The organism is Gilvimarinus sp. DA14, assembly GCF_024204685.1.
GTDB lineage: Bacteria > Pseudomonadota > Gammaproteobacteria > Pseudomonadales > Cellvibrionaceae > Gilvimarinus.
The window spans coordinates 410,779-422,411 of sequence record NZ_CP100350.1; the positions used below are offsets into that span (position 1 = coordinate 410,779).

Annotated in this window: 15 protein-coding genes and 1 tRNA gene; 10 read left to right on the plus strand and 6 right to left on the minus strand. The window is 52.4% G+C overall.

The window, feature by feature from the left end; genetic code table 11:
* The first annotated feature begins 5 nt into the window (after positions 1–5).
* The 10 genes from NHM04_RS01665 (at position 6) to NHM04_RS01710 (ending at position 9,116) form a co-directional block, all read left to right on the plus strand.
* A complete protein-coding gene (locus tag NHM04_RS01665) occupies positions 6–1,784 on the plus strand; it encodes a carboxypeptidase-like regulatory domain-containing protein (RefSeq protein ID WP_254265322.1) in 1,779 nt (592 codons plus the stop codon).
* A complete protein-coding gene (locus NHM04_RS01670) occupies positions 1,784–2,344 on the plus strand; it encodes a hypothetical protein (RefSeq protein WP_254265323.1) in 561 nt (186 codons plus the stop codon). The genes NHM04_RS01665 and NHM04_RS01670 overlap by 1 nt, the downstream gene beginning before the upstream one ends.
* Positions 2,345–2,383: 39 nt before the next feature.
* Positions 2,384–3,418, plus strand: a complete 1,035-nt coding sequence (locus NHM04_RS01675) for an agmatine/peptidylarginine deiminase (RefSeq protein WP_254265324.1) — start codon at positions 2,384–2,386, stop codon at positions 3,416–3,418.
* A complete protein-coding gene (locus tag NHM04_RS01680) occupies positions 3,415–4,293 on the plus strand; it encodes a carbon-nitrogen hydrolase (protein WP_305881957.1) in 879 nt (292 codons plus the stop codon). The genes NHM04_RS01675 and NHM04_RS01680 overlap by 4 nt, the downstream gene beginning before the upstream one ends.
* A 1-nt stretch (position 4,294) precedes the next feature.
* Complete coding sequence (locus tag NHM04_RS01685; protein ID WP_254265325.1) at positions 4,295–4,993, plus strand: GGDEF domain-containing protein; 699 nt, start codon at positions 4,295–4,297, stop codon at positions 4,991–4,993.
* A 15-nt stretch (positions 4,994–5,008) separates the two neighbouring features.
* On the plus strand, positions 5,009–5,482 hold the full coding sequence (gene bcp / locus NHM04_RS01690) for a thioredoxin-dependent thiol peroxidase (RefSeq protein WP_254265326.1): 474 nt from the start codon (positions 5,009–5,011) through the stop codon (positions 5,480–5,482).
* Positions 5,483–5,803: 321 nt separating this feature from the next.
* Positions 5,804–6,241 (plus strand): helix-turn-helix domain-containing protein, encoded by a 438-nt coding sequence (locus NHM04_RS01695; protein WP_254265327.1) that lies wholly within the window; start codon positions 5,804–5,806, stop codon positions 6,239–6,241.
* Positions 6,242–6,362: 121 nt separating this feature from the next.
* Positions 6,363–6,695 (plus strand): preprotein translocase subunit YajC, encoded by a 333-nt coding sequence (gene yajC / locus NHM04_RS01700; RefSeq protein ID WP_254265328.1) that lies wholly within the window; start codon positions 6,363–6,365, stop codon positions 6,693–6,695.
* A 70-nt stretch (positions 6,696–6,765) separates the two neighbouring features.
* Positions 6,766–7,758 (plus strand): 1-aminocyclopropane-1-carboxylate deaminase/D-cysteine desulfhydrase, encoded by a 993-nt coding sequence (locus NHM04_RS01705; protein ID WP_254265329.1) that lies wholly within the window; start codon positions 6,766–6,768, stop codon positions 7,756–7,758.
* A gap of 14 nt (positions 7,759–7,772) precedes the next feature.
* Positions 7,773–9,116, plus strand: coding sequence for a sodium:alanine symporter family protein (locus NHM04_RS01710; RefSeq protein ID WP_254265330.1), 1,344 nt, complete (start codon positions 7,773–7,775; stop codon positions 9,114–9,116).
* Positions 9,117–9,131: 15 nt separating this feature from the next.
* Here NHM04_RS01710 and NHM04_RS01715 read toward each other — a convergent pair whose 3' ends face one another.
* The 6 genes from NHM04_RS01715 to NHM04_RS01740 all read right to left on the minus strand — a co-directional run bounded on the left by NHM04_RS01715 (position 9,132) and on the right by NHM04_RS01740 (position 11,516).
* Positions 9,132–9,455: a TusE/DsrC/DsvC family sulfur relay protein gene (locus NHM04_RS01715; protein ID WP_254265331.1), complete on the minus strand. Its 324-nt coding sequence runs from the start codon at positions 9,453–9,455 to the stop codon at positions 9,132–9,134.
* Between the two features lie 11 nt (positions 9,456–9,466).
* Positions 9,467–9,772, minus strand: a complete 306-nt coding sequence (gene tusB, locus NHM04_RS01720; RefSeq protein ID WP_254265332.1) for a sulfurtransferase complex subunit TusB — start codon at positions 9,770–9,772, stop codon at positions 9,467–9,469.
* On the minus strand, positions 9,772–10,131 hold the full coding sequence (gene tusC, locus NHM04_RS01725; protein ID WP_254265333.1) for a sulfurtransferase complex subunit TusC: 360 nt from the start codon (positions 10,129–10,131) through the stop codon (positions 9,772–9,774). Before tusC ends, tusB begins: the two co-directional genes overlap by 1 nt.
* A gap of 5 nt (positions 10,132–10,136) precedes the next feature.
* Positions 10,137–10,529 (minus strand): sulfurtransferase complex subunit TusD, encoded by a 393-nt coding sequence (tusD, locus tag NHM04_RS01730; RefSeq protein WP_254265334.1) that lies wholly within the window; start codon positions 10,527–10,529, stop codon positions 10,137–10,139.
* Positions 10,530–10,577: 48 nt separating this feature from the next.
* The gene (locus NHM04_RS01735; protein ID WP_254265335.1) at positions 10,578–11,255 is read right to left on the minus strand and encodes a Bax inhibitor-1 family protein; all 678 of its coding nucleotides are present in this window, start codon (positions 11,253–11,255) and stop codon (positions 10,578–10,580) included.
* Positions 11,256–11,425: 170 nt separating this feature from the next.
* Positions 11,426–11,516 (minus strand) — tRNA-Ser (locus tag NHM04_RS01740).
* Positions 11,517–11,633: the final 117 nt, after the last annotated feature.

Consider the following 11,633-nt stretch of genomic DNA (forward strand, 5'->3'; position numbering starts at 1 on the left):
TATTCATGTTGTATTCGCTATGCCCAGCGAGAGTGCGTCAAGCCCTAGCGATGATAGCGCTTTTGTCGCTACTAGGCTGTGGCGGAGCTGGCTCCGGCGATGGCTCGAGCTCTAGTCAAAGCAGTATCGTTTCGTCCAGCTCGTCCAGCGTGACATTTTCGGCCAGCTCCTCAAGCTTGCCATCTTCAACCAGCTCGAGCGTCTCGTCCTCGTCTGTGCAGTCATCTGCGATTAGCAGCTCCAGTTCAACCCCGGGACAAACGACAGTCAACTTATCCGGTACTCTCAGCTACGATTTTGTCCCTTTAACCGCTCGTGGTCTGGATTACAGTGCCACCGAGCAGCGACCGATTCGCGGTGCTATTGTCAATGTTTTGTCTGCGTCAGGCGATGTTATCAGCAGTGGTGTGTCAGATGCTGAAGGTGGATACCACTTTGCGTTGGCGCCTAGGCAACAGGTTCAGCTTGAGGTAGAGGCGCGTGCGAGGCAAACCGGTCAGCAGCGCTGGCACCTGCGCGTGGAGGACAATACGGCGGCAAATGCCATTTATGTACTACAGGGCAGCCTGGCGTCCGTGGGGGATGAGGATTCCGTGCGGGATTTGCACGCGCCGTCCGGTTGGACTGGCGCGGCGTATGGAGCGCCGCGGGCGGCAGCGCCTTTTGCAATTTTAGATACCGCCTGGGACATATTGCAGCAGCTGATCGCACAAGACCCCGAGCTCGCATTACCTGTCGCCAGGTTTCGTTGGTCGCCAGCGAACAAGCCCAGCGCCGGGGAGATTGCTGACGGTGACATAGGCACCAGCTACTATGATGGCGAAGCCCTCTATATTCTCGGCGCAGAGAACTCGGATACCGACGAGTATGATCGCCATATCATTGCCCATGAATGGGCTCACTTTTTTGAGGACGCGATAGGGCAGCGATTAGATTCCATTGGCGGGCCCCATGCTCAGGACGACAAATTGGATTTGCGGGTTTCTTATTCAGAGGGACTTGCGAACGCGCTGGCCGGCTACACTCTAAACGACCCTGTCTATTTGGATAGTTTGGGGGCAGGACAGCAGCAGGTAGCCGGCTTTGATATAGGTAGCAGCAGCGGCGCGGATGGAGGCTGGTATAGCGAGGAGTCGCTGCAGCAAGTTTTTTATCAATGGATGAGTGAAGTAGGGTTGGGACCCTTGTATCAGACGCTAGAGTCCTCCGGTTATCAGGACAATGACGCTTTTGCCAGTGTGTTTTCATTTGCAGAGGAACTCTCGATTGCAGCACCTGCCTCGGCTGAACGTTTTAACGCTTTGGCTAGAGCGCACAACATTAACAGCGCACAGAGTTTTGCCCCAGGCGAGAGCAATGATGGTAATACCTCAAATGCTTTACCCGTCTACCACACTCTTACCGATGGTCAAACCATCAATGTTTGTAGCTCTCAGGAAAACGGTGTGGCCGGTGCAGGTTTTGCGCAGAATTTTAACAAGCTCGGATACAGCAGTTTTATTCGCTTTACACCACCGGTGTCGGCGGTCTATCAAATAACGCTTATCACCAGTAGTTCGCCTATCAGTGAAACAGATCCGGATTTTGAGGTTTACTGGCGCGGCGATTTTATCGGCAGCGGTTTTAGTTCGGCGGTGGACAGTGAGCAGCAAACGCTAGAATTGTTTGCCAACCGCGAATATATATTCGCGGTCTACGATTACGCCGCTCACCCAGATATCGGCAGCTTTTTCTATCAGCCCAGTTGTATCGACGTCAGCGTCAACGCCGTGGGGGAACTGTAATGCAATTGAGAAAGTTTCTGTTTGTTTTTTGCTCTGCTTTATGCGCTCTGTTGGGGTGTGAGCCAAACGCCGGTGCGCGGGTTTATTCTGCAGATAACCTACAAAAGGCTGCTCCGGCTGCCTCAACCAGTTTGGAGAAAAAGCACGCACCTGAGCACAAAACCTTGGGTAAGCCTTCGCTAAATGCACATTTGAGCGAGTCTGAATTTACTCTGCCGTTGAATGAGTTTACGGATATTGCGCTAGAGGTTCTTTTGCCAAAATCCCAGGCAAACGTAAAGCTGAGTATTAATCATGGCTCAGAGATTGAGCTATCGGGTTCATCCGTGCATGAGCTATGGGTGAGCGATGCGGTGGTCGCGGTTGATTTGCGTCTGCGGGCACTGTCTGCAGGGCGGCATCTGTTACACGTATTGCTGGAAATGCCCGAGAGCGGCGGGCTGAGCAGGCAGTCTTTTACCCTTGTCTTAAATGTTGGTGAGGCCGTCTCGCCGCGTCAGTTTAAGTCGCACACTGAGGCGAAAAAGGTTATTTTGCCCGCCCAGGAAAGCGTCTACTAATTCCTTTTTAAATCGCTCTTTTACTTTTTGAGGCGTGTTGTGAATCGATTTTCTCTATTGCCGGAATGGTCCCCCCAGGCGGCGGTCATGCTGACCTGGCCCCACGAAAAAACCGATTGGGTTGATATTCTGGAGCGCGTAGAGCCAGTTTATGTTGAGCTGGCCGCAGCGATTGTCAAACGCAGTCACCTGCTTATTGTCGCGCCGCAAAAGGCACAGGAACGCATCGGCGCGCTTTTGTTGCGCGCAGGCATCAACAAAACGCAGTACACACTCTTTGCTTGTCTCACTGACGACACCTGGGCGCGTGATCACGGCCCGTTAACACTGAGCGATGGTGAGAAATTAAAGATGCTGGACTTTACTTTTAACGGCTGGGGAGAAAAATTTTCAGCTGACTTGGACAACCAAATCAATCGCAAACTGGCGGCGGCACAAATATTCCGCGCTCCCATGCAGACCATCGACTGGGTGCTGGAAGGGGGTGCGATCGAGATAGACAGCAGCGGCGCACTGCTAACCACCAGCGCGTGTCTGCTGAATCAAAATCGCAATCGGCAAAATAACCGGGCGGAAGTTGAGCAGTATTTAATGGAATACTTGGGAGCGCGCAAAATCAACTGGGTCGATTACGGCTACCTCGCCGGTGATGATACCGACAGTCATATTGATACCCTGGCCCGCCTGGGGCCAAACGCTGCGCTGCTTTACGTCGGCTGTGATGACACGGACGACGAGCACTACCGCGAACTGCAACAAATGGAGCAGCAGCTGCTAGGGCTTACCGATGCCGAGGGGCAGGCGTACGATTTGTACCGGCTGCCCTGGCCCCGGCCGGTTTTTGACTCCGAAGGACACCGACTGCCCGCCACCTATGCTAACTTTTTAATCTTGAACGATGCGGTGCTGGTGCCGATCTACGATGACCCGGCCGATGAAGCGGCACTTGAGATCATTGGCCGCGCTTTCTCTGGCTATGAGATAATCGGTATTAACTGCTTACCCTTGATTGAACAGCATGGCAGCCTGCACTGCATAACCATGCAAATACCTGAAGGAGCTATTGAATTTTGAGCCAATTAAACGTCGGAATAGTACAGCACAGTTGCTCGGCAGATCTGCAGGCTAACCTGGAAAAAAGTCTTTCCGGCATTCGCCGTGCCGCCGCTGATGGCGCCGAGCTGGTGGTGTTGCAAGAGCTGCACCGGGGGCTGTATTTTTGCCAGCGTGAAGATGTTGCCGAATTTGACCAGGCCGAAACTATTCCTGGCCCCAGTACGGACAGCTTGGGTGGGCTGGCGCGTGAACTCGGGATTGTGATCGTAGCTTCGTTGTTCGAAAAACGCACTACCGGCTTGTATCACAACACCGCCGTCGTAATAGAGCGAGATGGCAGTATTGCCGGCAAGTATCGCAAAATGCATATTCCGGACGATCCGGGCTTTTATGAAAAATTTTACTTTACCCCAGGGGACTTGGGGTTTACTCCCATAAACACCTCAGTAGGAAAGTTAGGCGTATTGGTTTGCTGGGATCAGTGGTTTCCGGAAGCCGCGCGGCTGATGGCCATGGCCGGTGCAGAGCTGCTGATTTATCCCACAGCGATCGGTTGGTTTCCAGGCGACGAGCAGGCCGAAAAGCAGCGCCAACAAGACGCCTGGGTAACCGTGCAGCGCTCTCACGCAGTCGCCAATGGCGTCCCGGTAATCAGCGTCAATCGTGTCGGCCACGAGCCCGACCCTGAAGGTGGGCAGGGCATTGATTTTTGGGGGCACAGTTTCATTGCGGGGCCTCAGGGTGAGTTTTTGGCTAAACTGGGCGATAGCGAGACCGTTGCGGTGGTGGCCGTTGATAAGCAGCGCTCTGAAGATGTGCGTCGTATATGGCCGTTTTTACGCGATCGTCGTATAGATCACTATGGTGATTTGACCAAACTACTGCGTGATTGAAGTGGCAGGTTCCGACTCATCCGAAAACGCTAAAACTTGTCCCAAGCACGGCGATGTCTGCCCCTGGTACGATGAGGTTCTGGCACTGCGTGAGGAGGTTCAGCAGTTGTCGGAGCAAGCGCGCACCGACGCTCTGACGGGCCTTTATAACTACCGCTATTTCAATGAAATGCTCGCCTGTGAAATGGAGCGGGTACAGCGCACGGGGCAGCCTTTATCACTGGTATTGGCCGACGTAGATCACTTCAAACGGTTCAATGATCGCCACGGACACGAGCTGGGCAACAAACTGCTGCAGAAAATTGCCGCTTGTTTTGGTCAGCAACTGCGCAAATTGGACGTCGCTTGCCGCTACGGCGGCGAAGAGTTTGCCCTGGTGCTGCCCGCCACAGATCTGTTCGAAGCGCGCGCAGTAACCCAGCGAGTGCGTAAGGCTGTAGCCGGCATATCGGTAAGCGACGCTGGTAGTGAGTTCAGCACGACCATGAGCTTTGGTATTGCCTGCTATCGGCCGAGCCATATTAGCAGTGCGAGTGAGTTAGTTGAGTTGGCCGATGCCCAGCTCTACCAGGCAAAAGAGCAGGGGCGTAACAGGGTCTGCGTTGCCGAGACACAAGCGAAAGTTGAATCGGTTACTAATGAAGAAAAGGCGGCTCTGTTTGCCGCTTTACGACAGGATGTCGATACCCCTGACAGTTAGACGATAGGAGTAATAATGAGTTTTCCCAAAATTGGCAATCTGGCCCCCGTGTTTACCCTGCAGAATCAGCGCGGCGAGAAAATCGCTTTGAAAGACTATCGTGGCAGCAAAAATGTGGTGGTTTATTTTTATCCCAAGGCGATGACCCCCGGTTGTACCACCCAGGCTTGTGGTATTCGTGATACCAAGCAAGAACTTGCCGCACTGGATACTGTGGTGTTGGCAATTAGCCCCGATCCCGTCGCCCGTTTGGCGAAATTTGAAGAGAAGCATGAGTTGAACTTTGATTTGCTCAGCGATGAAGATCATAAGGTCGCTGAAAAGTACGGTGCCTGGGGCTTAAAAAAGTTTATGGGGCGTGAATTCATGGGCGTGCTAAGAACGTCATTTTTTATTGATAAAGAGGGGCGTCTGCGACACGTATTCGACAAAGTTAAAACCAAGAGTCACGACCAAGATGTCTTAAGTTATTTGCAGCAGAACTTCTAGTCCAGCTTAGGAGTGTGCCATAAGTACTTATTTTTGCAGGCTTTATGATCGGGATGCAGCCGGATTGTGACCGGCTGCATAAAACGACATAAAAGCCGAATGTTCGCTCAAAAATATCCGCCACTTCGCTTATACTCTTTCCAGCCCAGTCAATCGGCGTTGAGTTATATGCCCCTGGCTTCTAAGGTCAGGCGCCTTGCGGCAATAGTAATCTTAATAATGCGCCAAAGTTGATTGTTATTCTGGCGCGATAACTATATATTTTTGCAGACGACAGAGACGTATATCTATGCTTTCAGCAAACGGCACAAGGAGCGCCCCATGATTCAGTTACAGCGGTTGAGCCCTCAGGTCACAGATGCGGACGGCTTTACCCGTTCCGGAATTCGCTCGTATCACGAATATGTAGTTCTAGCCCAGTTGCCAGAAGTTGAAGGCGTATCCGCCAAGGTGATTGAAGCGCTACAGAAGCGGGTGGGCCACTCTCCCATGGCGATTGAGCACATTGCCGAAGACTTAACCCTATCCAAACGCACCCTGCAAAGACGCTTGCAGCAACAGGGCGCAAGTTTTGCTCAGCTGCGTGATAGCTTGCGTTTCCACTATGCGATTAAGTATTTGATCGAAGAACATATGAGCGTCGACTCTGTGTCCACTGCCTTGGATTTTTCAGATCGCACCAGTTTTACCAACGCTTTTAAGCGCTGGACCAATCTCTCGCCCAGTGTATTTCGCAAGCTTTTTCGCGATTACGCCTAGCTCAGTTATTCTGGTACTGTCTCATGTAAAACGGCCGCTTGAGCGGCTGTTTTTCGTTTACGTTGCCCAGTTGAGGTAAAAACGGTAGAGTTACGCCTTTTTTAGCCTACGAGGTAATTGCATGAGTTTTTTCGTCCAGAGTGCTTGGGCTCAAGCTGAGGCAGCCCCCCAGGGTGCCCCCATGTTCGTCAACCTGCTGATGTTTGGCGGTCTGTTTCTGTTTATGTACCTGCTGATCATTCGCCCTCAGCGCAAGCGTCAGAAAGAGCACCAAAACCTGGTGTCTGCGCTGCAAAAAGGCGATGAAGTATTGTTAACCAGCGGCATGCTGGGAAAGGTCGTTAAAGTTGACGACAACTATATTGTGCTGGAAACTGGCAATAATATTGAGCTTAAATTCCAGAAAGTAGCCGTACATGCCGTGCTGCCAAAGGGCACTATCAAGTCGATTTAATCGCACAAAACTTAAGTTTTTGGTTATTCTGGCTCCACCTATGATGTATTGAACACAGGTGGAGCTCAGGATGAACCGGCTAAATTATCCCCCGCGCCTGCATCTGGCGCAGTTACCCACGCCTCTAACCCCTCTGCATTTGCCGCAGCTGAGCGGCGCCCAGCGCTTGTGGATCAAGCGCGATGATCTCACTGGCTCGTTGTTGAGTGGCAATAAAGTACGCAAACTGGAGTTTATCCTCGCCGAAGCTCAGGGGGCTGATACTCTAATCACCTGCGGTGGCCTGCAATCCAATCATTGTCGTGCGACTGCGATAATCGCTGCGCAACAAGGCTTACACTGTGAGTTGATATTGAGAGGAGAGGCCGCTGGGGCCAGCGATGGCAATCTATTGCTGGCTGAACTGGCGGGCGCTCAGGTGCACACCTACTCAGCTCAAGAGTATCAGCGCAATCTATCGCAGTTGCTCAGCGCACGGGCGGAGCAGCTGATTCTGGAGGGGCGAAAGCCTTATATTATTCCCACTGGTGCCAGCGATGAAGTTGGCTTATGGGGGTATGTGGCAGCGGCCCGTGAGCTGGCCGAGGACTTTCGTAAAGCGCGAATCGATAACCCCTTGGTGGTGTGTGCGGCGGGTTCGGGCGGCACCTTGGCAGGGCTTGCGGTAGGTCTTGCTAACTACTGCCCTCAGGCAGAGGTGCTGGGTATAGCGGTGTGTGACAACGAGAGTTATTTTTGTCGCCGCGTCGAAGAAGATGTGCAGGCTGCAATAGCGCGCTACCCGGGCTCAGGGCTGAAGCTACCCGTTAATTTTACTATTAATGATGCGTATATTGGCCCCGGTTACGCTCTGGGTTATCCAGCTTTGTTCGAGTCTATTAGTACATTAGCTGCGGGTAGCGGCATCATTCTCGATCCGGTGTATACCGGCAAGGCGTTTTACGGCATGCTGGATTTACTTGAGAGAGGTGAGCTGAGCCAGCGAGATATTGTTTTTGTTCACACTGGCGGCATCTTCGGTGTTTTTCCGCAGCGCGATAACCTGCAACTTCGAAAAGTCTAGGTACCGGAAATCTTATGGAATCATTAGAGCAGTTTTTCTCGGCATTAAGCGGTTTTATTTGGGGTAAATATTTTCTTCTCTGGCTCTTGCCTTTGGTTGGTGTTTTTTTGATGTTGCGCCTGGGAGGGTTTCCGCTGCGGAATATAGTGGCGGCGTTTGCGCGCCTGTGGCGTGGCCGCCAGAGTGAAGCCGAAGGCGAGGTAACACCCTTTAATGCCCTGATGACGGCTCTGTCGGCAACTATTGGTACGGGCAATATTGTCGGCGTTGCCACCGCTATCGGGCTCGGTGGTCCGGGGGCGCTGTTTTGGATGTGGTGCATGGCCCTGGTGGGTATGGCAACCAAGTACGCGGAGGCTGTGTGTGCGGTACATTTTCGCGAGACAGACGCTGCCGGTCACAATATTGGCGGCCCTATGTATTACATCAAAAATGGTCTGGGCGCGCGCTGGCTTTGGTTGGCTGGTGCTTTTGCCTTTTTCGGTTGTATGGCTGGCTTTGGTATTGGCAATACGGTGCAGGCCCATTCCGTGGCCGATGCCCTCTACGGCAGCTGGGAAGTGCCCAAAGTCGCCACCGCACTTGTGTTAATGGTGTTGGTTGCGATAGTGCTCGTTGGTGGGGTGAAGCGCATAGGGGACGTTGCAGGGCGATTGGTGCCCGCTATGGGTGTCGCGTATGTGCTCTGCGGCCTGATTGTGGTGGGGGTTAATGTTTCTGCGCTGCCCGATGCCTTCGCTTTGATTTTTGATAGCGCTTTTAACGGCACGGCCGCCGTTGGTGGCTTTGCTGGAGCGGGTGTGGCAATGGCCATTCAGTTCGGTGTTGCACGCGGCGTGTTTTCCAATGAAGCGGGGCTTGGCAGTGCGCCCATTGCCCATGCCGCTGCAAAAACCAACAGCCCGGTGGAGCAGGGTATGGTGGCTATGTTGGGGACTTTTCTCGACACTATTGTAGTGTGCTCTATCACTGGATTGGCCATTATTTGTACCGGCGTGTGGCAGGGTGAAGCCCAGGGGGCGCAGATGTCTCAGGCCGCTTTTGCCGCTGGCCTGCCCGGGGCCTTTGGCGAAATAGTGATTACGCTCGCTATTGCACTTTTCGCTTTTACCACGTTACTGGGATGGAGTTACTACGGCGAAAGGTGTGCGCAGTTTTTGTTCGGCGCGCGGATCATAATGCCTTTCAGAATTATATGGGTATTGGCAATATTCGCTGGTGCCACGGCAGACTTGTCTGTGGTGTGGATTGTCGCGGACGTGCTGAATGGCCTGATGGCAGTGCCCAACCTTATTGCATTGGTGCTGCTGTCGGGTTTAGTGGTTAAGTTAACTCGCGAATACCGCAGAGGCTCTTAAGTGTTAAGGCTGGCCTTAAAAACAATTGGCCGGGCGGGGCAGTCCGGCCAGTTTATTGACGATTAGCGCCGGGTGCGGTGGGAACAGCTGGAGCAAATAAATACTGCGGCCTTTATCTTTACCCAGATGTTGCTGAACATAACGCACCAGGGCTCGGCTGGCAGGGGAAAGCTCAAATTCGCGGTAGAACTGCTGCACCAGGTGAATGACCTCCCAGTGAGCCTCGGATAGAGTGATATTACTTTGCTGGGCGAGTTGTACCGCTACCTCAGGGGTCCAGTCTTGCAGATTACAGAGGTAGCCGTCTTTATCCACTGCGGGCAAAATCAAGTCGCTCATCGCCGCTGTGCCTAGTACCAACTTTGAATGCACTGATGCTCGCAGCTAAGGCGAACAAAATCCTGATCGTTAATTAGAGTTATACCGTCAATTACGTCAAGTTTTCCCCGCGCTCGCGCATCATTTTCCAGTGCATAGACTGAAACGCCAGAGGCAATTTTTGCGCGAAGCTCGCTGGCACAGGGCGAGTGGTTGGTGCCGCCGTAGACGCCGTCTTCAATTAGCAGCAGGCTGTCTGAACTGGCGCACAGCAGCAAACAACTGCTCAGGCAGTTGTCATTGAAGGGAGATTTGTTAACGGTATGCAGTGTGCTCATTAGAAGCTAAGGAGTTGATCCTGCGACGCTATCAGCGCCTGAGTCTGTTCATTACTAAGCAATTGTACGTTATTCAAGCTAAGTGAGTCACGGTTTAGGCCGCGCAAAATCAACGAAGGTTCGTGCACGTATATCTCCTCAACTCCGAATACGGGTAGAGCGCTAAGGTTTTTGCTCAGATCCCTCTGTTCAATCAGCTCTGGGGTTTGCACTTGGCAGAGCTGCCACACGCCTTCGTCCATTAACAGCAAGTTTATTTCCTGCTCAAAAGCGGCTGCGGCGAGCACCGCATCAAGTGCCTCACGGGCAAGCGATCGTCCGTAAGGTGCGTGTCGACTGACGCAGAGTATTTTGCTCATTGCCTCTATGCCCCAAAAGTAATGGTTCTGTCGCAGGTGGCCGACGACTCTATTAGTTGTCCGAGGCCGCTTAGGGTAAAACCTGCGGCGAGATTACTGGCGCTTTTTCGATAACGGCTCTGCTCTTCTGTGTCCAGAACACCCCTTTTTAGTGCCGCTGCGATGCATATTACGGCGTCCAGGTTGTGCTCCCTGATAAGGGCCTGCCACAGTGCGGGTAAATTTGGCTCATCCTGGGGTGGAGTAATCAGTGTCGAGCCTGTGTGTACGGCATCGCCGTAAAAGAATACGCGCTTGACGCTATGTCCCTGTTCAAGGGCGGCGTGACAGAAGCGGTAGGCGGTAGAGCTCGCTTCGCTGGCGTAGGGAGCACCTAATACAACAATGGTAAAAATCATGAGGGCAAGAAAAAGCCCCTTGCGGGGCTTTTTATGAATGGCGATTACTTAATCTTCTGCTGCGCCCAGTAAATGAAGCAGGCTGGTGAAGATATTAATGATGGCTAGATATAGGCTGGTGGTTGCCAAAATGTAGTTGCGCTCACCACCATGAATAATGGCGCTGGTTTGAAACAGAATGATCGCTGACATGAGCAGAATAATGCCAGCAGAAAACACTAGGTGCAGAGTTTCAAGATGATAGCCGAACAAAGAGGCGCCTATAAGTAGCAGCATGGCGCCCAGCATAATCATAACGCCCATGACCACAAAGCCCTGCAGAAAACTGAAGTCTTTGCGGCTAATCAGAGCGTAGGCTGAGAGGCCTAAAAAGGTAAATGCAGTGCCGCCCAGCGCTTGTAATACGATGGTGCCGCCATTTGCGGTGGCAAGGTAGTAGTTCAGAATTGGGCCGAGGCTAGCGCCGATTAGACCGGTAAAAGCGAATACAACCACCAAACCTGTAGCTGAGTTGGCGGTGCGTGGCAAAACAAACCAGATAAGACCCATTGCTACCAAGGACATCACGATGCCGAGGGTGTGTGGCATATTGACGGCCATGGCGATGCCAGCTGTCAATGCACTAAAGGCCAGGGTGACGGCCAGGAGTAAATAAGTGTTGCGCAAAACGCTACTGACTTCAGCGGACTGCGCAATTGCAGAATCAACAGTGCGTATTTGTTCCATGGGGGTTCTCCAGTTCAGTTTAACTGCGCCCAATCATACAAGTTTGATGGGGCAAAGCAAAGATATACCAGTACTTATATTGGGGGCGTCGGGAGCGGGTTACAAGGTGTCTGAAACAACATTGAGACATAAAAAAAGCGCTTTACTCATGGAGCAAAGCGCTTTCGATATGGCGGAAGGGCAGGGATTTGAACCCTGGGTAGGCTATTAACCTACGCCGGTTTTCAAGACCGGTGCATTCAACCACTCTGCCACCCTTCCGAAGTGGGGCAAATTATACATAGGTTTTATTTTGGGGCAAGCGTTGTGTGGAAAAAAACACTATTTTTCCGTTACTTATAGGGTGGTAGCAAAAATAAAAGCCGGGCTCTGCCCGGC

What these genes read in the sequence shown, in the direction of transcription:
- NHM04_RS01665 (WP_254265322.1), top strand. Translation starts at nt 6, where the DNA reads ATGTTGTATTCGCTATGCCCAGCGAGAGTGCGTCAAGCCCTAGCGATG.
- NHM04_RS01670 (WP_254265323.1), top strand. Translation starts at nt 1,784, where the DNA reads ATGCAATTGAGAAAGTTTCTGTTTGTTTTTTGCTCTGCTTTATGCGCT.
- bcp (WP_254265326.1), top strand. Translation starts at nt 5,009, where the DNA reads ATGAGTTTTCCCAAAATTGGCAATCTGGCCCCCGTGTTTACCCTGCAG.
- NHM04_RS01695 (WP_254265327.1), top strand. Translation starts at nt 5,804, where the DNA reads ATGATTCAGTTACAGCGGTTGAGCCCTCAGGTCACAGATGCGGACGGC.
- yajC (WP_254265328.1), top strand. Translation starts at nt 6,363, where the DNA reads ATGAGTTTTTTCGTCCAGAGTGCTTGGGCTCAAGCTGAGGCAGCCCCC.
- NHM04_RS01705 (WP_254265329.1), top strand. Translation starts at nt 6,766, where the DNA reads ATGAACCGGCTAAATTATCCCCCGCGCCTGCATCTGGCGCAGTTACCC.
- NHM04_RS01710 (WP_254265330.1), top strand. Translation starts at nt 7,773, where the DNA reads ATGGAATCATTAGAGCAGTTTTTCTCGGCATTAAGCGGTTTTATTTGG.
- NHM04_RS01715 (WP_254265331.1), bottom strand. Translation starts at nt 9,455, where the DNA reads ATGAGCGACTTGATTTTGCCCGCAGTGGATAAAGACGGCTACCTCTGT.
- tusB (WP_254265332.1), bottom strand. Translation starts at nt 9,772, where the DNA reads ATGAGCACACTGCATACCGTTAACAAATCTCCCTTCAATGACAACTGC.
- tusC (WP_254265333.1), bottom strand. Translation starts at nt 10,131, where the DNA reads ATGAGCAAAATACTCTGCGTCAGTCGACACGCACCTTACGGACGATCG.
- tusD (WP_254265334.1), bottom strand. Translation starts at nt 10,529, where the DNA reads ATGATTTTTACCATTGTTGTATTAGGTGCTCCCTACGCCAGCGAAGCG.
- NHM04_RS01735 (WP_254265335.1), bottom strand. Translation starts at nt 11,255, where the DNA reads ATGGAACAAATACGCACTGTTGATTCTGCAATTGCGCAGTCCGCTGAA.